The 19,413-nt window shown below is 68.3% G+C and carries 19 protein-coding genes; 12 read left to right on the top strand and 7 right to left on the bottom strand.

Features of this window, described 5'->3' with window-relative positions; translation table 11 throughout:
* Positions 1 to 136 precede the first annotated feature (136 nt).
* Positions 137 to 637 carry a hypothetical protein gene (locus DTA22_RS13410; protein ID WP_005247603.1) on the top strand — a complete coding sequence of 167 codons (501 nt, stop codon included), beginning with the start codon at positions 137 to 139 and terminating at the stop codon, positions 635 to 637.
* 102 nt (positions 638 to 739) lie between these two features.
* On the opposite strand, the gene DTA22_RS13405 is transcribed toward DTA22_RS13410, so the two are convergent.
* A complete protein-coding gene (locus tag DTA22_RS13405) occupies positions 740 to 1,492 on the bottom strand; it encodes a sensor domain-containing protein (protein ID WP_112299758.1) in 753 nt (250 codons plus the stop codon).
* Positions 1,492 to 2,445 carry a hypothetical protein gene (locus DTA22_RS13400; RefSeq protein ID WP_112299723.1) on the bottom strand — a complete coding sequence of 318 codons (954 nt, stop codon included), beginning with the start codon at positions 2,443 to 2,445 and terminating at the stop codon, positions 1,492 to 1,494. Before DTA22_RS13400 ends, DTA22_RS13405 begins: the two co-directional genes overlap by 1 nt.
* Positions 2,446 to 2,496: 51 nt before the next feature.
* On the opposite strand from DTA22_RS13400, the gene lspA reads away from it, so the two are divergent.
* From lspA to dnaE, 5 genes are all read left to right on the top strand, one after another.
* Positions 2,497 to 3,093, top strand: a complete 597-nt coding sequence (gene lspA / locus DTA22_RS13395) for a signal peptidase II (RefSeq protein ID WP_174233796.1) — start codon at positions 2,497 to 2,499, stop codon at positions 3,091 to 3,093.
* Positions 3,090 to 4,016 (top strand): RluA family pseudouridine synthase, encoded by a 927-nt coding sequence (locus tag DTA22_RS13390; RefSeq protein ID WP_112299721.1) that lies wholly within the window; start codon positions 3,090 to 3,092, stop codon positions 4,014 to 4,016. Before lspA ends, DTA22_RS13390 begins: the two co-directional genes overlap by 4 nt.
* A 1-nt stretch (position 4,017) precedes the next feature.
* On the top strand, positions 4,018 to 4,695 hold the full coding sequence (locus DTA22_RS13385) for a hypothetical protein (protein ID WP_112299720.1): 678 nt from the start codon (positions 4,018 to 4,020) through the stop codon (positions 4,693 to 4,695).
* Positions 4,692 to 5,609 carry an EamA family transporter RarD gene (rarD, locus tag DTA22_RS13380; protein WP_037226661.1) on the top strand — a complete coding sequence of 306 codons (918 nt, stop codon included), beginning with the start codon at positions 4,692 to 4,694 and terminating at the stop codon, positions 5,607 to 5,609. The genes DTA22_RS13385 and rarD overlap by 4 nt, the downstream gene beginning before the upstream one ends.
* Before the next feature lie 98 nt (positions 5,610 to 5,707).
* The gene (gene dnaE, locus DTA22_RS13375) at positions 5,708 to 9,244 is read left to right on the top strand and encodes a DNA polymerase III subunit alpha (protein WP_037226662.1); all 3,537 of its coding nucleotides are present in this window, start codon (positions 5,708 to 5,710) and stop codon (positions 9,242 to 9,244) included.
* A gap of 3 nt (positions 9,245 to 9,247) precedes the next feature.
* Here the strand turns inward: dnaE and DTA22_RS13370 are convergent, their stop codons facing one another.
* On the bottom strand, positions 9,248 to 9,484 hold the full coding sequence (locus DTA22_RS13370; RefSeq protein WP_112299719.1) for a hypothetical protein: 237 nt from the start codon (positions 9,482 to 9,484) through the stop codon (positions 9,248 to 9,250).
* A gap of 171 nt (positions 9,485 to 9,655) precedes the next feature.
* On the opposite strand from DTA22_RS13370, the gene DTA22_RS13365 reads away from it, so the two are divergent.
* Genes DTA22_RS13365 through ilvA form a run of 3 tightly spaced genes read left to right on the top strand, consistent with a single transcriptional unit; the run spans position 9,656 to position 13,316 of the window.
* The gene (locus DTA22_RS13365) at positions 9,656 to 10,090 is read left to right on the top strand and encodes a nitroreductase family deazaflavin-dependent oxidoreductase (protein WP_037226700.1); all 435 of its coding nucleotides are present in this window, start codon (positions 9,656 to 9,658) and stop codon (positions 10,088 to 10,090) included.
* 54 nt (positions 10,091 to 10,144) lie between these two features.
* On the top strand, positions 10,145 to 11,920 hold the full coding sequence (locus tag DTA22_RS13360) for a pyruvate dehydrogenase (protein WP_112299718.1): 1,776 nt from the start codon (positions 10,145 to 10,147) through the stop codon (positions 11,918 to 11,920).
* 43 nt (positions 11,921 to 11,963) lie between these two features.
* Positions 11,964 to 13,316 (top strand): threonine ammonia-lyase IlvA, encoded by a 1,353-nt coding sequence (gene ilvA, locus DTA22_RS13355; RefSeq protein WP_037226701.1) that lies wholly within the window; start codon positions 11,964 to 11,966, stop codon positions 13,314 to 13,316.
* A gap of 4 nt (positions 13,317 to 13,320) precedes the next feature.
* Here the strand turns inward: ilvA and DTA22_RS13350 are convergent, their stop codons facing one another.
* A complete protein-coding gene (locus DTA22_RS13350) occupies positions 13,321 to 13,845 on the bottom strand; it encodes a TetR/AcrR family transcriptional regulator (protein WP_037226667.1) in 525 nt (174 codons plus the stop codon).
* Positions 13,846 to 13,969: 124 nt separating this feature from the next.
* Between DTA22_RS13350 and DTA22_RS13345 the strand changes: the two genes are divergently transcribed.
* Positions 13,970 to 15,535, top strand: coding sequence for an MFS transporter (locus DTA22_RS13345; protein WP_112299717.1), 1,566 nt, complete (start codon positions 13,970 to 13,972; stop codon positions 15,533 to 15,535).
* Here DTA22_RS13345 and treZ read toward each other — a convergent pair.
* Positions 15,502 to 17,235 (bottom strand): malto-oligosyltrehalose trehalohydrolase, encoded by a 1,734-nt coding sequence (gene treZ, locus DTA22_RS13340; RefSeq protein ID WP_112299716.1) that lies wholly within the window; start codon positions 17,233 to 17,235, stop codon positions 15,502 to 15,504. The two genes, DTA22_RS13345 and treZ, sit on opposite strands and share 34 nt — an antisense overlap.
* 40 nt (positions 17,236 to 17,275) lie before the next feature.
* The gene (locus DTA22_RS36270) at positions 17,276 to 17,425 is read right to left on the bottom strand and encodes a hypothetical protein (RefSeq protein ID WP_005260252.1); all 150 of its coding nucleotides are present in this window, start codon (positions 17,423 to 17,425) and stop codon (positions 17,276 to 17,278) included.
* A gap of 109 nt (positions 17,426 to 17,534) precedes the next feature.
* Here DTA22_RS36270 and DTA22_RS13335 point away from each other — a divergent pair, with 109 nt between their 5' ends.
* Entirely contained in the window at positions 17,535 to 17,723 is a 189-nt protein-coding gene (locus tag DTA22_RS13335) for a DUF1918 domain-containing protein (RefSeq protein ID WP_005247576.1), read from the top strand.
* A 91-nt stretch (positions 17,724 to 17,814) separates the two neighbouring features.
* Positions 17,815 to 18,441, top strand: coding sequence for a TetR/AcrR family transcriptional regulator (locus DTA22_RS13330; protein ID WP_112299715.1), 627 nt, complete (start codon positions 17,815 to 17,817; stop codon positions 18,439 to 18,441).
* 17 nt (positions 18,442 to 18,458) lie between these two features.
* Here the strand turns inward: DTA22_RS13330 and DTA22_RS13325 are convergent, their stop codons facing one another.
* On the bottom strand, positions 18,459 to 19,400 hold the full coding sequence (locus tag DTA22_RS13325) for an NADP-dependent oxidoreductase (RefSeq protein ID WP_112299714.1): 942 nt from the start codon (positions 19,398 to 19,400) through the stop codon (positions 18,459 to 18,461).
* Positions 19,401 to 19,413: the final 13 nt, after the last annotated feature.

Genomic DNA, 19,413 nt, shown 5'->3' with positions numbered 1-19,413 from the left:
GACGAAGGAGTGGAGACCGGCTCCACGAGAAGGTAGCCTCGGGCGCTGATGCTTACCCTTGGGTAATGTTGGCCCGGGTAGCGATAGATGCTCAGATCGTCCGAGAACGAACACCGAGAATGAAGAGGTTATTGAGTTGAAGCTTCGTAAGATCACGGTTGCCGGAGTAGCAATCGCCGCAGCCCTCACGATGTCCGCGTGTGGCTCCGACGAAAGCGACACGGCGACCAAGACCACGACGACGACTTCCGCAGCTGCCGAGACCTCGGAAGCCATCGAGGTGCCCACCGCGGCCGATCTCAACGCGCTTCTGGTGCAGGGCCTCGATCCCGCCACGCCGCTCGAGGTCAAGTCCGCGATGGTCGAGGGCTCGGAGCAGGATCCGGAGCTCATCAACCAGGTCGCCGCCGCAGCCAAGGCCAACAACGCCGAGGTCACCGTTCTCGACCCGGTCATCGACAACGGTGACGGCACCGCCAGCGGCCAGCTGCAGCTGACCGTCAACGGCCAGGTCCAGCAGGGTGGCGTTCCGGCCATCTTCGTTCCCGGCGAGAACGGAACGTGGAAGCTGTCGAAGATCACCGCATGCCAGATCGTGTCGCTCGCGCAGCTGACCTCGCCTGCATGCCCTGCCTGATTCCAGGCCGAACCGCGCGGTCCTGACGGATCGCCGCGTTCTCGCACCGATGCCGGTGTCCCCTCGGGGACACCGGCATCGGTCGCTTATGGCCTGGGTCGGTCAGCCGGCGGGTGCGGGCGCGAGCTTCACCACGGCGGTGCTCGTCAGGTCGCCGAAGACGCCGGCGTCGATCGGATCCTGGCCCGTCGCGACCAGTTGGGTGACGGTGCTCCCGACGACGACCACCACCACGTCCGAGACGAGACTGACGCCCTCGCTGGTGGTGACGAGCCGGAATGCCACCGACGCGTCACCGGCGGGCTGCTGCTCGCGGCCGCCGACCCGGTACTGCACCTGCACGCCGTCGGCGTCCGTGCCGGTGTACTCGGTGCATCCCACCAGCCGGTCCTGCACCGCCGCGAAGGCCTGGGACGCGTCGGCGCCGGTGCCGTAGCTCGCCGCGTCCTGGTCGATGGTCGCGAAGTCGGGGCCGGTGAACCAGCCGGACGCCGACGCCACCGCGCCCGGTCGCTGATCCGCGACGGGCGACAGCACGGCGCCGCATTCCGCGGGATCCGTGCTCGACTTGTCGGAGTCCGCCGACTCCGACGCCGGAGGCAGCCCCAGATCGTCCTCGGGATCGGGCACGGGGGTGAATCCGACGGGAAGGTCGCCGATGTCGAGCAGGGCCGCCTTCAGTGCGGCCTGATCGGCGAACGGTGTGCCCGCCGCGTCCGGTGCGGCGGTCACCACCGGTCCGAGCGGCGCGAGTGAGGCGGCGTCGCCGGCGTCGCCGGACGCGTTCGACGTGCACGACGACAGTGCGAGCACGGCGAACAGACAGCAGGAGACGGCGACGGGTCCGCGGCGCATCAGGAACCCCACCGGACCGAGTTCGACGTGGTCTGGTGCAGGCGGGTGGCGCCGTCCGGGTCGCTGTACTCCTGGTCGCCGCCCACCGTCACGGCCCCGGTGACGGGCAGCGGCAGGCCGAGGTCGACGGTCATCGTGCCCGAGCCCTGCATCACGTACTGGTCGACGTTCAGCGTGCCTGCCTCGCCGGGCAGCTCCCAGACCGGGGACTTCGGCTTCTGGTCGATCGTGTAGTCGACGGTGAGGCGGTTGCCGTCCCGGGCGGTCAGGGTGGCCACGGTGGTCTGGTCGAGGGCGATGCCGCTCATCACCTGCTGGCGGATCGTCCACTGGGCGCCCACCCCGACGGGTTCCGCCGGAAACGGGACCGTGCGATACACGGCCTGGTAGAAAGCCTGCTCGATCGCGGAGCGGGCGATGTCCTGGGCTTCGGCGTCCGGGCGCAGTCGCAGCGCGGTGATCGCACCGGTCGGGTCGACCGTGAAGCCGGCGCCGGAACCGGCACTGGCCTCGAGCGCGCTGCCGAGGCGGTCGTCGGGGCTGGTGACGTCACCGAGCGTCAGGTCGACGGTGGTGCCGCCGTCCGTGTCGTCGGTGGCCTGCCCGACGGCGGCGGTGAGCGGGAGTGTGATCTCGGGTGAGGAGAAGTCCTGGGCGGGCTGGTCGTCGATCTGCTGGAACACCTGCGCGTCGGTGGTCAGCTGCACCTGCTGCGTGACCCCCACCGGCGGTCTGCGCTGGATCACCTCGCGCGGTTCCTCGCCGGGCTGGATCAGTTCGACGGTGGTGGCGGAGATCGGGACGGTCACTTCGGCGGGAGTGGACGTGGACCCTGCGGGGTTCGACTCCGAGGAGTCGCCGTCACCTCCGCACCCGGCGGTCAGAGCGACCAGGGAGAGGGTTGTGGCGAGTAGGCAGAATCCGGGTCGCAGAGCTTTCGAGAACAGTGGCACGCCCCCAGGTTAGTGCGCGCGGGAGCGCGTGAACGGAGGCTTGCCTCCGTAGTGGATGATGAACGGGTGAGTCAAGACCCCACGGCAGAGAACGAGACCGACGCAGAAGACCGAAACGACGGTGACCCGTCCGGCACCGCAGCGCCCCAGCCGGTGAAGCATCAGCGCAGGCTTCTGCTGTTCGCGATCGCAGGTGCCGTCCTGGCCACGGACCTGCTGACGAAGATCCTCGCCGTCGCCAACATCGAGCCCGGCCGGCCGGTCTGGCTGATCGGGGACGTCGTCTCACTGCGGCTCGTGCGCAACCCGGGTGCGGCGTTCTCCATGGCCACCGGCATGACGTGGCTGCTCACGCTCGTCGCCGTGGGTGTGGTGATCGGTGTCGTCCGCATCGGCCGCACGCTGCGGTCGCCGTGGTGGGCGCTCGGTCTGGGGCTGGTACTGGGGGGCGCGCTCGGCAATCTCGTCGACCGGTTCTTCCGGGCCCCGGGAGTGATGCAGGGTCACGTCGTCGATTTCGTCTCCGTCGGCTGGTGGCCGGTGTTCAACGTGGCGGATTCCGGCATCGTGTGCGGTGCGATCCTGCTCGTCGTGCTCACCCTCATAGGGCTGGAACCGGACGGAACACGTAAGGGGGTAGAGAAGTGAGGGAAACACGGTCGATGCCGGTCCCGGACGGGCTCGAAGCGATGAGGGTCGACGCCGGCCTCGCTCGACTGCTCGGCCTGTCGCGCACCGCGGTGGCTCAGCTCACCGAGGAAGGTTCGGTGCTCGTCGACGGCGCACCCGTCGGCAAGTCCGATCGCCTGTCCGCAGGCACCTGGCTCGAGGTGGAACTGCCCGAACCGCCGCGTGCGCTGACCATCGAGGCGGAACCCGTCGAGGGCATGGAGATCCTGTACGCCGACGACGACGTGGTCGCCGTCGACAAACCGGTGGGTGTCGCCGCCCACGCCAGCGTGGGCTGGACCGGTCCGACCGTGATCGGCGGTCTCGCCGCCGCGGGCTTCCGGATCTCGACGTCCGGTGCGCACGAACGGCAGGGCATCGTGCACCGCCTGGACGTCGGCACGTCCGGAGTGATGGTGGTGGCCACGTCGGAACGCGCCTACACCCTCCTCAAGCGCGCATTCAAGCAGCGGACCATCGACAAGCGGTACCACGCGCTGGTGCAGGGTCACCCGGATCCGAGCAGCGGAACCATCGACGCGCCGATCGGCAGGCACCGCAGCAACGACTGGAAGTTCGCCGTCACCGCGGACGGCAAGCCCAGCATCACCCACTACGACACGGTCGAGGCGTTCCAGGCGGCGAGCCTGCTGGACATCCACCTCGAAACGGGGCGGACCCATCAGATCCGCGTCCACTTCGCCGCACTGCGGCACCCGTGCTGCGGCGACCTCACGTACGGAGCCGATCCGCGGCTGGCGGAACGACTCGGGCTGGAACGGCAGTGGCTGCACGCCCGGTCGCTCGGTTTCGCGCATCCCGCGGACGGGCGGTGGGTCGAGATCACGTCCAAGTACCCGAAGGATCTCGAGGACGCTCTCGAGGTCCTGCGGGCGAGCTGAGGTGAGACGCCCGCACTCGAGCGGTACCGCGGTGCCGGCAGTGCTCACCGCCGTCGTCCTGATCGCGGTGACGGTCGTGCTCGGAGTGCTGCATCCCGTCCGGCGCGCGCCCGTGTCGACGGACACCCTGGGACCGGACAACGGGGAAGTGGTGGCCGACTATCTGGCCCGGGCGGACCGATCGCTCGACGCGGCGGACGGGCGCCGAGAGCACTGGGCGCTGGTCTCGTTCACCCGCCCGGTGACGACGGAGGCCGTCCGGGACGTCGCGTCCGGCATCCGGGTGTCGCAGGTTCTCTTCCGCGTGCCCCTGGACCGGGTGCAGACACCCCTCGTCTCCGTGCCCGTTGCGGCAGGCGACGCGGCGCTCGCACGGGCGAGCGCCCTGGCCGCCGGACGCGCCCAGGCGGTGACGGGCGAAACGGAGCGGCAGGCGCAGATCGCGGCGGTGTCGTCGGCGGAACTCGCGCGGAACTGCGCCTGCGTGATCGGCGTCGTCGTCCGCGGCGATCGCGAAGCCCTCACCGCCCTGCGGTCCGCCCCGGACGTCCGGGCGGTCGAGGCACTCGGCGCCGACGCCGTCGCCGGGCGATTCGCCGTGCGCCCACTGCTGCCGGAGCAGGTCGAGATCGTCGGGCCCGGCCCCGACGACGGCATCGTCCCGGGGAGCGGTTCGTGAAGGCGAGGCAGGCGGAGAGTGTGGGCGCCGCCTGCGGAGTCGGCGCCTACGTGCTGTGGGGCGCGTTCCCGGCATTCTTCGGACTGCTCGGCCCGGCCGGGTCGGTCGAGATCCTCGCGCACCGGGTGGTGTGGACTCTCGCGCTCATGTTCGTCGTCCTCGCGGTCTCGGGCCGGCTCCGGTCGCTGCGCGGGCTGAGCGTGCGCACCTGGCTGCTGGTCACGGCCGCATCGACGGCCATCGCCGTGAACTGGGGCACCTACATCTACGGGGTCACCTCGGACCGGGTGGTCGAGACGGCGCTCGGCTACTTCATCAACCCGTTGGTGAGCGTGCTGCTCGGGGTCGTGATCTTCCGGGAACGGCTCGTCCCCGCCCAGATCGTCGCGCTCGCGCTCGCCGCCGTCGCGGTGATCGTGATCACCGTCGACTACGGGCATCCGCCGTACATTGCGCTGACCCTGGCCGCCTCGTTCGCGCTGTACGGGCTGTGCAAGAAGGTGGTGCCGCTCGACCCGCGGACGAGCCTCACCGCGGAGGGGATCGTGGCCGCGCCCGTCGCGGTCGGCTACCTCGTGTTCCTGGCCCTCACCGGGGCAGGCACGTTCCTCGGGTTCGGGCTCGGTCACACCCTGCTGCTGATGGCCGCGGGACCGGTGACCGCGCTGCCGCTGTTGCTGTTCGGCGCGGCGGCGCAACGGGTGCCGTTGCGCACACTCGGCATGCTGCAATACCTGACGCCGGCGCTGCAGATGGCGTGGGGTGTCGCCGTCCTCCACGAGGACATGCCGGCGTCGCGGTGGATCGGTTTCGCGCTGATCTGGGTGGCACTCGCGATCTTCAGTACCGATGCGCTGGTACGGGTCCGGCGCGAGCGGCGAAAGATCGAACCGTCCCAGGCGTCCGTCCCGTAACTCGCGTCACGACTTCGCCGACACCCGCCGTCGGCGACCGGTGCTGTCGGTCCGAGGGCCTACACTCGTGAGGCTCCCAGACCTTCAGAGAGGCGCACGTGGCTGACTCGTTCGTACATCTGCACAATCACACCGAGTACTCGATGCTCGACGGTGCGGCCAAGGTCGGCCCCCTGTTCGAAGAGGCCGAGCGACTGGGGATGTCGGCGGTGGGCATGACCGACCACGGCAACATGTACGGCGCCAGCGAGTTCTACAACGTGGCGAAGAAGCAGGGCATCAAGCCGATCATCGGCATCGAGGCGTACATCGCGCCCGAGTCCCGCTTCAACACCAAGCGTGTGCTGTGGGGCGACCGCAGCCAGAAGTCCGACGACGTCTCCGGTAGCGGTGCGTACACCCACATGACGATGGTCGCGGAGAACGCGACCGGTCTGCGGAACCTGTTCAAGCTGTCCTCGCTCGCCTCGATCGAGGGACAGCTCGGCAAGTGGGCGCGTATGGACGAAGAGCTCATCGCCACCCACCACGAGGGCATCATCGCGACCACGGGCTGCCCGTCCGGGGAGATCCAGACCCGGCTGCGACTCGGCCACGACCGCGAGGCACTCGAGGCTGCCGCCAAGTGGCAGGAGATCTGGGGTAAGGACAACTTCTTCCTCGAGCTGATGGACCACGGACTGTCGATCGAGCGACGGGTGCGTGAGGGCCTGCTCGAGATCAGCAAGAAGCTCGAGATTCCGCCGCTCGCCACCAACGACTGCCACTACGTCACCAAGGAGGCAGCGGAGAACCACGAGGCCCTCCTCTGCATCCAGACCGGGAAGACGCTGTCCGACCCCACCCGGTTCAAATTCGACGGCGACGGCTACTTCCTCAAATCCGCCGCGGAGATGCGGGCCCTGTGGGACGACCAGGTGCCGGGCGCATGCGACAACACACTGCTGATCGCCGAGCGGGTCCAGTCGTACGACGACGTGTGGGCGCACCACGACCGGATGCCGATCTTCCCGGTCCCCGAGGGCGAGACGCAGGGCACCTGGCTGCGCAAGGAGGTCATGCGCGGACTGGACCGCCGGTTCCCCGACGGACCTCCGGAGGAGTACCTCGCCCGCGCCGACTACGAGATCGGCGTCATCCTCGAAATGGGTTTCCCCGCCTACTTCCTCGTCGTCGGCGACCTCATCAACCACGCCCGGGAGGTCGGCATCCGCGTCGGCCCCGGCCGAGGCTCGGCGGCCGGTTCGCTCGTCGCCTACGCGATGGGCATCACCAACATCGACCCCATCCCGCACGGCCTGCTGTTCGAGCGGTTCCTGAACCCCGAGCGCGTCTCCATGCCCGACATCGATATCGACTTCGACGATCGCCGTCGCGGCGAGATGGTGCGCTACGCGACGGACAAGTGGGGAAGCGACCGCGTCGCGCAGGTCATCACATTCGGCACGATCAAGACGAAGGCCGCCATCAAGGACTCCGCCCGAGTCCAGTTCGGCCAGCCCGGTTTCGCGATCGCCGACCAGATCACGAAGGCGCTGCCGCCGCCGATCATGGCCAAAGACATCTCGGTGTCCGGCATCACCGACCCGAACCACGAGCGCTACAAGGAAGCGGTGGAGGTTCGCGCCCTCATCGACTCCAACCCGGACGTCGCGAAGATCTACCAGACGGCCAAGGGGCTCGAAGGCCTGATCCGTAACGCCGGCGTCCACGCCTGCGCGGTGATCATGTCGTCCGAACCGCTGATGGACGCGATTCCCGTGTGGAAGCGCGCCCAGGACGGCGCCATCATCACCGGCTGGGACTACCCGTCGTGCGAGGCCATCGGCCTGCTGAAGATGGACTTCCTCGGACTGCGGAACCTCACCGTCATCGGTGACGCCATCGACAACATCAAGGCGAACCGGGGAATCGATCTCGATCTCGACACCCTCGCGCTCGACGACGCGGCCACGTACGAACTGCTTTCGCGCGGAGACACTCTCGGCGTGTTCCAGCTCGACGGCAGCGCGATGCGCGACCTGCTGCGCCGCATGCAGCCCACCGGCTTCGAGGACATCGTCGCGGTGCTCGCCCTGTACCGGCCCGGTCCGATGGGCATGAACGCGCACAACGATTACGCCGACCGCAAGAACGGGCGGCAAGAGGTCAAACCCATCCACCCGGAGCTCGAGGAGCCCCTGAAGGAGATCCTGGCCGACACGTACGGCCTGATCGTCTACCAGGAGCAGATCATGCAGATCGCTCAGAAGGTGGCCGGGTACTCGCTCGGACAGGCCGACATTCTCCGCCGGGCGATGGGTAAGAAGAAGCTCTCGGTGCTGGAGGAGGCGTATGCCGGTTTCCGCGAGGGCATGCTCGCCAACGAATTCTCCGAGCCCGCCATCAAGGCGCTGTGGGACACCATCCTCCCGTTCGCCGGGTACGCGTTCAACAAGTCGCACGCGGCCGGATACGGCCTGGTGTCGTTCTGGACCGGGTATCTCAAGGCCAACTATCCGGCCGAATACATGGCCGGTCTGCTCACCTCGGTCGGTGACGACAAGGACAAGGCCGCCATCTACCTCGCGGACTGCCGCAAGATGGGGATCACCGTTCTGCCGCCGGACGTCAACGAATCGGAGGTCAACTTCGCCTCCGTCGGTGAGGACATCCGGTTCGGCATGGGCGCCGTCCGCAACGTCGGCGCCAACGTCGTGGGCTCGATCATCAAGGCGCGCAAGGAGAAGTCCAAGTTCGTCGACTTCTCCGACTACCTCAACAAGATCGACGCCGCGGCCTGCTCCAAGAAGGTCACCGAGTCGCTGATCAAGGCAGGCGGCTTCGATTCGCTGGGCCATCCGCGCAAGGGACTCATGCTCGTCCACGCCGACGCCATCGACGCGGTGATGGGCACCAAGAAGGCGGAGGCGATCGGACAGTTCGACCTGTTCGGCGGCGACGACGCCGACGAGTCGATCTCCTCGGTGTTCAACGTGAAGATCCCCGAGGAGGAGTGGGACTCGAAGCACCGGTTGGCGCTGGAGCGGGAAATGCTGGGACTGTACGTGTCCGGGCACCCGCTCAACGGCGTCGAACACGTGCTGTCGGCGCAGTCCGACACCGCGATCCCGACGATCCTCGAAGGCGACATCAAGGACGGCACCCAGGTCACCGTCGGCGGCATCCTCGCGTCGGTGAACCGGCGAATCAACAAGAACGGTCTCACCTGGGCGTCCGCGCAGCTCGAGGATCTGACCGGTGGTATCGAGGTGCTGTTCTTCCCGCAGGCCTACTCGGTGTACGGGATGGACGTCACGGAGGACTCCGTCGTGCTCGTCAAGGCGCGCGTGTCGATCCGGGACGACCGGATCTCGCTCATCGCCAACGACCTTGCGGTACCGGACCTCTCCGCGGTGGGGGTCGCGAAGCCGCTCGCGGTCAGTCTGCCGCTGCGTCAGTGCACCAAGGACAAGCTCGGTGCGCTGCGTCAGGTGCTCACGCGCCATCCCGGCACATCGGACGTGCACGTGCGGTTGATCGGCGGCACCGAGGTCACGTTGTGGAAGGTCGACGACGTGCTCCGGGTGGAACCGTCGTCGGCGTTGATGGGCGATCTCAAGGCGCTGCTCGGGCCGAGCTGCCTGTCCGTGTGACGGCTAGGGGCGCGGCGGGAAGAAGCGCCGCGCCCACCACACCACGACGGCCACCGCGGCGGCGGTGAGGACGGCCGCCTGCAGTGTCTGGGTGACGACGAGGATCGTGACGAAGACCAGCAGCGCGACGGCCAGCGCTTCCAGCTTGTAGAGGGGCCACGGGGTGCCGGCGATGTCGACGGTCCGGGCGGGGCCGCTGCGGCGAACCTCGCGGCGCACCCATGCGTCGTGTGTCGTCATCGCAGGTCACCTCACTGGCGCGGGTCGGGGGAGCGGACGTCCCCCGCGTGGGATCAGGGTACTCGGAACCCGGAGTTCGGCGCAACGAACAAACGGATGCGGTTCTTCGCATGTGCGCTCGTTCGGCGGAATCGGTGGCGCGTTCTCGCGGATCAGGTGTTGACTGGACGCATGCCACTCACAGGTGAATACGAGCCCAGTCCGTCCAAGTGGGCAGCAGATCAGGCCGAGTTGATGGAATCCACCGACGGAGCCAAGGGCACGACGCTGGGCGGCAGGCCCGTCGTCCTGCTGACCACGCGCGGCGCGAAATCCGGCAAACTTCGCAAGACGCCGTTGATGCGTGTCGAACACGACGGGACGTACGCGATCGTCGCCTCACTCGGCGGCGCCCCCAAGAATCCGGTCTGGTACTACAACGTGAAGGCCGAGCCGCACGTCGAACTCCGCGACGGCTCGACCACACAGGACATGGTGGCCCGTGAGGTCACGGGCGACGAGAAGGTCACGTGGTGGGATCGCGCCGTCGCCGCGTTCCCGGACTACGCCGAGTACCAGAAGAAGACCGACCGGGAGATCCCGGTGTTCGTGCTCGAATCCGCCTGACATCCGAACCACCGCTGTCCTTCGCCGTTCGACCGTCCCCCGACCGGAGGCCCGATGAGAGCGAAAACCGTTGCCGATCAGCTGGTGCGTCAACTCCAGGACGCCGGCGTCCAGCGGATCTACGGAATCGTGGGCGACAGCCTCAATCCCGTCGTCGACGCGGTCCGGCGGTCGGGCGGCGCGGAGAAGGGCGGAATCGACTGGATCCACGTGCGTCACGAGGAGGCCGCCGCGTTCGCCGCGGCAGCGGAGGCGCAGGTCACCGGCAAGCTGGCGGTGTGCGCCGGCTCGTGCGGCCCGGGAAACCTGCACCTGATCAACGGTCTCTACGACGCGGACCGCTCGGGGGCGCCGGTACTCGCGATCGCGGCGCAGATCCCGAGCGAGCAGATCGGGCTCGGCTTCTTCCAGGAGACCCACCCGGACCGCCTGTTCGTCGAGTGCTCCCGGTACGCGGAACTGATCGGAAGTCCCGCTCAGGCGCCGCGCGTGACCGCGTCCGCCATCGCGCACGCGACCGCGCTGTCCGGCGTTGCGGTGATCACCCTTCCGGGCGACATCGCGGACCGCCCCGCCGAGGGGAAGGCCCCGTCGGTGCCGCGCACCGGCGCACCGGCGATCGTGCCCGCCCAGGCCGACGTGCAGGCGCTCGCCGACGCCGTGAACGCGGCGGGAAAGGTCGCGATCTTCGCCGGCGAAGGGGTGCGGGAGGCTCGCGAGGAGTTGCTGACCCTGGCCGACACGATCGGTGCGCCGATCGGCCACACGCTGCGCGGCAAGGAATGGATCCAGTACGACAACCCCTTCGACGTCGGAATGACGGGGCTGCTGGGATACGGCGCGGCGCACGACGGCATGCACGGCGCCGACCTTCTGCTGCTCGTCGGAACGGACTTCCCGTACAACCAGTTCCTGCCCGACGGAGTCCGCACCGCGCAGATCGACTGGGCTGCACAGCGAATCGGCCGGAGAACGAACGTCGACCTGGCCGTGCACGGCGACGTGGCGAGCACGTTGCGTTCCCTCGCCCCGTTGATCCGGCGGAAGGACGATCGCCGATTCCTCGACGACATGCTCGAGAAGCACCGGACGCTGATGAACAAGGTGGTCGGTGCGTATACGAAACCCGCGAAGCAGCGCATCCCGATCCACCCGGAGTATGCGGCGTCGATCCTCGACGACCTCGCCGCCGAGGACGCGATCTTCACCACCGACACGGGAATGTCGAACGTCTGGACGGCGCGCTACCTGACGCCGAACGGGTCGCGGCGGTTCCTGTCCTCGGCCCTGCACGGATCGATGGCGAACGCCCTGCCGCATGCGATCGGCGCCCAGGTGTGCGCACCCGGCAGGCAGGTGGTGTCCGTGTCGGGCGACGGCGGGCTGTCGATGCTGCTGGGGGAACTGGTGACGGTCGCGATGTACCGGCTCCCGGTCAAGATCGTGGTGTTCAACAATTCCACTCTGGGCATGGTCAAGCTGGAGATGCTGGTGGACGGGCTGCCGGATTTCGGGGTGGACGTCGCGCCCGTCGACTACTCGGCGGTGGCGTCGGCACTGGGCATCTTCGCCCGCCGGATCGAGGATCCGGCCGACATCGAATCGGGTCTGCGGCAGGCGTTCGATCACGACGGACCGGCTCTCGTCGATCTGGTCACCGACCCGTTGGCGTTGTCGCTGCCACCGACCATCACGGGCGGGCAGGTCACCGGTTTCGCGTTGGCGTTGTCGAAGATGGTGATGAACGGGGGTGTCGGCGAGGCCGTGAAGATGGCGAAGTCGAACGTCCGCAACGTGCCGCGACCGTCCCAGTTCGATCCGCGCGGCTGAACCCGACTGGTATCCCATGGCGCGAGAGTGGGAACATATCCGGGTGTCCACATCGCCCGATACCGCAGCCCAGAACATCACCTTGCCCCTGACAGTGGGCGACATCGACGCGGCCATCGAGCGAATTTCCCACGTGATCGACGCGACCCCTTTGCAGCGGAGCGAGCGCCTGTCGTCGCTGACCGGCGCGAACGTCTACCTCAAGCGCGAAGACCTGCAGGTCGTCCGCTCCTACAAGCTGCGCGGCGCCTACAACCTCATGGCCCAGCTCGATGCCGGCGAGCGTGCGGCCGGAGTGGTGACGGCCAGCGCGGGCAACCATGCGCAGGGCGTTGCGTTCGCCTGCCGGACAATGGAAATCACCGGCCGCATCTATGTTCCGTCGAACACCCCCAAGCAGAAGCGTGATCGCATCCGCGCGCACGGCGGCGAGTTCGTCGAGCTGATCCTGACGGGGGAGACGTACGACGCCGCTGCCGCTGCGGCCGCCGACGACGTGCGGCGGACGGGCGCGACGATGGTTGCGCCGTTCGACGACGCCCGTACCGCGGCCGGGCAGGGCACCATCGCCGCCGAGATCCTCGCGCAGCTCGGTGCGGCCCCCGATTCCGTACTGGTCCCGGTCGGTGGCGGCGGGTGCATCGCCGGTATCGCCACGTATCTGCGTGCGCATGCACCCCGTACGGCCATCGTCGGGGTGGAGCCGACGGGGGCGGCGTCGATGACGGCGGCCCTGGTGGCCGGTGGTCCCGTGACGTTGACGGAGATCGACCCGTTCGTCGACGGCGCGTCGGTGAAGCGGGTCGGCGACCTTCCCTACGCGGTGGTCTCCGCCCTGGGCGCCGAGGTGGTGACCCACACGTCGCTGGGCCAGTCCGACCGGTCCACCACGATCCGGCTCGATCCCGAGAGCTTCGTGATGGCCAACCTCGACGAGGGCGCCCTGTGCACCACGATGCTCGAGCTGTACCAGAACGAGGGCATCATCGCGGAGCCGGCAGGCGCGCTGTCGGTGGCGGCCCTCGGGAACATCACGTTCGAACCGGGTTCCACGGTGGTGTGCCTGATCTCCGGAGGCAACAACGACGTGTCGCGGTACGGCGAGATCCTGGAACGCTCGCTGGTGAATCTCGGCCTGAAGCACTACTTCCTCGTCGACTTCCCGCAGGAGCCGGGCGCGCTGCGCCGCTTCCTGGACGAGGTGCTCGGCCCCGAGGACGACATCACCCTGTTCGAGTACGTGAAACGGAACAACCGCGAGACCGGCGCCGCTCTGGTGGGTATCGAACTCGGCAAGGCCGAGGGGCTCGGCGAACTGCTCGAGCGGATGGAGCAGTCCCGGATGCAGGTGGAACGCCTGGAGCCGGGGAGCCCCGCGTACCGCTACCTCACCTGAGCCGCTACTTCTGCAGCAGCCGCGCGACGACCATCTTGTACAGCTCGGGCTCGGGCATGGGGAGCCCGAGCAGGGCGGCCAGGTAGATGCCGTCGCCGACGAGGCGCACGATCTCGGCCTGCACGGGGTCGTCGATCTCGCTCTGGAGACCTTCGTCCCAGCCGCGCATCACTTCGGTAACGGCCTTCTGGATCTCGTCGTGCTGACCGTCGACGCTCCGTAGCGCGGCGATGGTCGACCGGTAGAGGGCGAGTTCCTCGGTGGTGCTCGCGTCGGGGACCTGGAGATACCACTCGGACAGTGACGTGCCGCCGGACACGGCGTCGGCGCGCTGGGCGTCCGCACGCTCACCGAGCCGGCGCACCATGGCGGCGAGGAGGGCTTCCTTGCTGGGGAAGTGGTAGAGGAGTCCGCCTTTGGAGACTCCCGCCTCCGCCGCGACGGCTTCGAGGGTCACCTGGGCTATTCCCACGTCGAGCAGCAGCTTCTCGAGGGCGTCGAGTATTCGATCGCGCGTACCGGCAGCCATGGTGACGGACTGTACCCGGGAAATAACTTTACCGTCCGGACGGTTCACGGTAATGTAACGGAACTGTACCGGCTGGACGGTTCATTACCGCCAGCTCTCTAATCGGAAAGTCGCAGGAAGATAAATGTCTGTCTCCACGGATCGCGGGATCAACGACGCTCATGGCGCGCCGGATCAGACCTCCGCATCACGCCGAGACTGGCTCGGATTGGTCGTCCTGGCCTTCGCCGTCCTCCTGATCGCCGTCGACGGCACAGTGCTCGACCTCGCATTGCCGTTCATCAGCGCAGACCTCGAACCCAGCAGCACACAGCTGCTGTGGATCATCGACGTCTACTCGTTCGTCCTCGCCGGCCTGCTCATCACGATGGGCACGCTCGGCGACCGGATCGGACGGCGTCGCCTGCTGCTCGTCGGTGCCGCCGGATTCGGCATCGCGTCGCTGATCGCGGCGTGGTCGCCGACACCCGAGATGCTGATCGCGGCGCGCGTACTGCAGGGAATCTCGGGTGCGACGCTGATGCCCGCGACACTCGGTCTGATCCGCACGATCTTCGTCGACCCTCGCCAGCGGACCCTCGCCATCGGCGTGTGGGGCGCGATGGCCGGTGGCGGCACCGCGGCGGGCCCGCTGATCGGCGGCTGGCTGCTCGAGCACTTCTGGTGGGGTTCGGTGTTCCTGATCAACATCCCCGTGATGCTGGTTCTGATCGCCGTGGGACCGCTCGTCATTCCCGAGTCCAAGGACCCCGCCCCGGGACGCTTCGACCTGCTCAGCGCGGCGCTGTCGATGACGACGATGCTGCCGCTGGTCTACGCGGTCAAGGAGACCGTGGTGCACGGTGTCGACCCGGTGCTGCTCGCCGTCGGACTCGTCGGCGTCGTGTCCGGTGTGGTGTTCGTGCGCAGGCAGAAGGCGATGAAGGACCCGATGATCGACATCGGCCTGTTCGCCAAGCCGGCGTTCTCGACCGCCGTCCTCACCAACCTGCTGTCCATCTTCGCGCTGGCCGGCGTGCTGTTCTTCGGCTCGCAGTACCTGCAGTTGGTGCTGGGTAACAGCGCGTTCGAATCGGGCGTGCTGATGCTGCCCGGCATGCTGATGAGCGCGGTCACCGCACTCGCGGCGGCCTGGATGGTCCGCCGGTGGGCCACGTCGCACGTGCTCGGCGGCGGTCTCGCGACCGCGGCGGTGGGTGCGGCGCTGATGCTCACGCTCGGTGTGGACGGTGCCCCGACGATGTTCGTCATCGGCTTCGGCCTCGCAGGCGCCGGTGTCGGAATCGCACTGACCCTGACGTCCGACCTCGTGGTCAGCGCCGTCGAGCCCGAACGGGCCGGCGCCGCCTCCGCGGTGTCCGAGACCGCGTACGAACTCGGTATCGCACTCGGCGTCGCAGTGCTCGGCAGCGTCGTCATGGCGATTTTCCGGAGCGGCCTCGACACGTCGATGCTGCCACCGGAACAGGTCGAGCCCGCGCAGGGCACGCTCGGTGCCGCCGTCGCGGAGGCCCAGCACCTCCCGGAGACGGTCCGGGCGGCGTTCCTGGAGTCCGCGCAGTCGGCGTTCGTCGACGGCATGCACGTCGCCGCGGGCGCGACGGCCGTGATCCTGTTCGCGACCGCCATCCTCGTCCTGCGGATGCTGCGCGACCGTCAGGGCGAGCTGTCGAGCACCACGAACGAGTGACCCGGTAGCACCGTCGCCGACGCGGTCTCGTCCTGTGTCGGCGGCTCCCACCACAGCACAGGGGAGCCGCCGACCGGGACGGTCACCGGTTCGGCACCCAGGTTGCACGCGATCCGAAGTGCCCCGCGGTGCACCACGATCCACTGCTCCGCCTCGTCGTAGTCGACGGACAGGTTCTCGAGCCACGGATCCGTCAACTCGGCGCGCTCCCGTCGTAGGTGCAGTAACGAGCGATAGCAGTCGAGCAGCCGGGCATGCGGTTCGCGGACCAGTTCGTCCCAGTCGAGCTTGGACCGCTCGAACGTCTCCGGGTCCTGCGGGTCGGGGACGTCGTCCGTGCTCCAGCCGTGCTCGGCGAACTCGGCCTTGCGCCCCTCCGCCGTCGCTCTCGCGAGTTCCGGTTCGGGGTGGGAGGTGAAGAACTGGAACGGGGTGCTCGCCCCCCACTCCTCACCCATGAACAGCATCGGCGTGAACGGCGAGCACAGCACGAGCGCGGCCTTCACGGCGAGCTGCCCGGAATCGAGATACGTGCCGGGGCGGTCGCCGATCGCCCGGTTGCCGATCTGATCGTGTGTGCACGTGTACGTGACCAGAGAACTGGCCGGGGTCCGGCGGGTATCCAGCGGCCTGCCGTGGGTGCGACCGCGGAACGTCGAGAACGTGCCCGCATGGAACCACCCCTGGCGCAGAGTGTCGGCGAGGCAGGCCATCGAACCGAAATCCCCGTAATAGCCCTGCCTCTCGCCCGAGACCGCGGCGTGAATGGCGTGATGCACGTCGTCGTCCCACTGGGCGTCGAGGCCGCAGCCGCCTGCCGACCGCGACGTGATCAGGCGCGGATCGTTGAGGTCGCTCTCGGCGATCAGCGTCAACGGCCGCCTCAGATGCGCGGACAGCCGGCGGGTCTCGATGGCCAGGTCCTCGAGAAGGTGGGTGGCGGTGTGGTCGACGAGCGCATGGACCGCGTCGAGGCGGAGCGCGTCGATGTGGAACTCGCGGAACCACCGCAGCGCGTTGTCGATGATGTATCGGCGTACTTCGCCGCTGTCCGGTCCGTCCAGATTGATGCTCCGGCCCCACGTATTGGCGCCCTGCGCCAGGTACGGGCCGTACCGGTCGAGGTAGTTGCCGGACGGTCCGAGGTGGTTGTACACGGCGTCGAGGACCACGCCGAGACCGCGGGCGTGGCACGCGTCGACGAGGGTCTGCAGTCCGTCCGGCCCGCCGTAACCCTCGTGCACCGTGTACCAGAGAACCCCGTCGTAGCCCCAGTTGTGGGTCCCGTTGAAACCGTTGACGGGCATCAGTTCCACGAAGTCGACGCCGAGGGCGACGAGGTGGTCGAGCTTGTCGACGGCGGCTGCGAACGTGCCCTCCGGGGTGAACGTGCCGACGTGCAATTCGTAGACGACGGAGCCGGCGAGTTGCCGCCCGGTCCACCGCGAGTCGGTCCAGAGGCTCTCGTCGAGGGTGTGGAGCTGCGACGGACTGTGGACTCCGTCGGGCTGGCGCGGTGACCGGGGATCGGGAAGTGGGGTGTCGCTGTCGTCGAGGAGAAACGCGTACCGGGAATCCGGCGACGCGTCGACGTCGGCTCGCCACCATCCGTCCGGTGACGGCGTCAAGTCGTGGCGTCGGCCGTCGACCTCTACAGAGACGGATTCCGGAATCGGGGCCCATACCTCGAATGTGTGCACCCGATCAGCATGCCTCGACGCGGCGGGCCGCGCAGAACAGTCAGCTCTCGGGCGTGCCGGAGTCCTCGACCTCCTCGATGATCTCGGCGCCGAGAACGGACAACCGGTGTTCCTCGGCGTCCTGCACGGTGCCGAAGTCCTGCTCCTCGAGCACGTTACGGTCCTTGTCGAGGTATCGATACGTAGCCATGTCCCCACGATGGCACACGCCGGCAGAGATGGCGGCGAGTCGGCCCTTTCGCCCCGGTTCCGGAAGTAGCAAGCTGAGAGTACGGACTCGAACGTCGCGAGGAGCAGTCATGCACGTAGCAGTGGGAGACCGGTTGCACGTTCAGGGGCGGGTGGTCGGAGTGCACGAGACGACCGCCGAGGTCGTGGAGGTACACGGAGAGAACGGCGAACCGCCCTATCTCGTCCGGTACGACGACGGCCACGAGGCGCTCGTGTTTCCTGGATCCGATGCCTGGGTGGAACACCCGAAGTCGTAGGTATCGGGCGTTTCGCCTGGTCGATGTGCGGCGAATCGCCGTGCCATATTGGTTGCACGAGTGATGTATCGAATGCGTCTATCGTGAGCCCATGCCCGAATCCGCCAAGAGGCCCTACAGTTCGCCGCTGCGTGCGGAATCGGCGCGCCGGACCCGTCTCCTCGTCCGGGACGCCGCGGCCCGGCTGTTCATCGACCGTGGATACGTCAGCACGACGGTGCGGACCGTGGCCGAGGCCGCCGGGGTCTCGACCCGCACGGTGTTCACCGCGTTTCCCGGTGGCAAGGCGGAACTGTTCCACGAGGTACTTCACGCGGCCATCGAGGGTGATGGCGCCGCGGCCCCCACACCGGTGCCCCGGGACGGCGACCCGGTCGAACGGATCCTCGACCAGATGGTCGGATTCAGCACCGACGTCCTGGAGCGGGCCGGGACCCTGATGACGACGTCGATCGAATCCTCGGGAGCGGACGACGACATGCGGCGGTTCGCCGACGAGGGAGCGCGGGCCTCGGCCGAGAATGCGATGACGCTCGCCGAGGGACTCGCCGCGCACGAACTGCTGCGTCCCGAGATCTCCGTCCAGCGAGCCGCCGACGTGCTGTTCACGGTCGTGTCGCCGCAGGTGTATTCGATGCTGCGCCGGCAGTGCGGGTGGGACGTCGACGAGTACCGGAACTGGGTGAAAGCGACGATCCGGGCGAGTCTGCTCCACTGATGCGAGGTGCGTCCCGCCTACGGCAGCAGGATGAACTTGCCCGCCGCGTGCGGTTTCCGGAGATCGGCGTGAGCCCGCGCCGCCTCGGACAGCGCGTACGTGCGCGCGACGCGCACCCGCACGTCCCCGTTGCCCGCGAGGTCGACGAGGTAGACGCGGGCCCGTTTACGCGGCTCCATGCCTTCCGGCCCCAGCGCACCCACGATCTGGAAACCGGCTTCCGCCGGCCGGGGCCCGGGGACGGTCGTCACCACCCGCGACCGGTCCCGCACCAGGTCCACGGACACGTCGACCGCCTCGTCGCTGCCCGCGGTGTCGATGACGGCATCCACCCCGTCCGGTGCCAGGACACGGACCCGATCGCTCAGGCCGGTGCCGTAGGACACCGGGGTGGCGCCGAGCGAACGGACGTAGTCGTGGTGCTCGGGGCGCGCCGTGCCGATGATCGTGGCACCGCGGGCCCGCCCCAACTGCACGACGAACGACCCGACGCCGCCTGACGCTCCGTGCACGAGCAGGAGGTCGCCGGCGCCGACGTTCGCCGTGTCGAGGGTGTCGACCGCGGTGGCACCCACCGCGAGAAGTCCGGCAGCCTCGTTCCACGGCAACGACGCCGGTTTCGGGATCACCGAATCACCGGACACGACAAGTCGATCCGCGTACGACTCCGACACCGGATACACGATCACCTCGTCGCCCACCGAGATCGGGCCCACCGGTCCGGCCGCGGTGTCACCCACCTCGCCGACGATGCCCGCAGCCTCGCTGCCCAGCCGCAGGGGCAGGGCGTCCGGGTCGGCGCCGAACGCGCCGCTGTAGAGCTTGTAGTCGATCGGGTTGACCCCGATGGCGCGAACCTCGATCACCACCTCGCCGGGTGCGGGACCCACCGGCTCCGCGTCGACGACCGCGAGGACCTCCGGCCCTCCATACGCCCGGGCAACCACACGTCGCGACATACCAGAGCCAGTA

This window comes from Rhodococcus wratislaviensis, from assembly GCF_900455735.1.
GTDB lineage: Bacteria > Actinomycetota > Actinomycetes > Mycobacteriales > Mycobacteriaceae > Rhodococcus_F > Rhodococcus_F wratislaviensis.
The sequence above is the reverse complement of the archived record's forward strand: the minus strand, read 5'-3'. Positions and strand labels throughout refer to the sequence as shown.

What these genes read in the sequence shown, in the direction of transcription:
- DTA22_RS13345 (WP_112299717.1), top strand. Translation starts at nt 13,970, where the DNA reads ATGTCTGTCTCCACGGATCGCGGGATCAACGACGCTCATGGCGCGCCG.
- DTA22_RS13370 (WP_112299719.1), bottom strand. Translation starts at nt 9,484, where the DNA reads ATGACGACACACGACGCATGGGTGCGCCGCGAGGTTCGCCGCAGCGGC.
- DTA22_RS13365 (WP_037226700.1), top strand. Translation starts at nt 9,656, where the DNA reads ATGCCACTCACAGGTGAATACGAGCCCAGTCCGTCCAAGTGGGCAGCA.
- DTA22_RS13330 (WP_112299715.1), top strand. Translation starts at nt 17,815, where the DNA reads ATGCCCGAATCCGCCAAGAGGCCCTACAGTTCGCCGCTGCGTGCGGAA.
- DTA22_RS13350 (WP_037226667.1), bottom strand. Translation starts at nt 13,845, where the DNA reads ATGGCTGCCGGTACGCGCGATCGAATACTCGACGCCCTCGAGAAGCTG.
- DTA22_RS13335 (WP_005247576.1), top strand. Translation starts at nt 17,535, where the DNA reads ATGCACGTAGCAGTGGGAGACCGGTTGCACGTTCAGGGGCGGGTGGTC.
- DTA22_RS13360 (WP_112299718.1), top strand. Translation starts at nt 10,145, where the DNA reads ATGAGAGCGAAAACCGTTGCCGATCAGCTGGTGCGTCAACTCCAGGAC.
- DTA22_RS13325 (WP_112299714.1), bottom strand. Translation starts at nt 19,400, where the DNA reads ATGTCGCGACGTGTGGTTGCCCGGGCGTATGGAGGGCCGGAGGTCCTC.
- DTA22_RS13405 (WP_112299758.1), bottom strand. Translation starts at nt 1,492, where the DNA reads ATGCGCCGCGGACCCGTCGCCGTCTCCTGCTGTCTGTTCGCCGTGCTC.
- DTA22_RS36270 (WP_005260252.1), bottom strand. Translation starts at nt 17,425, where the DNA reads ATGGCTACGTATCGATACCTCGACAAGGACCGTAACGTGCTCGAGGAG.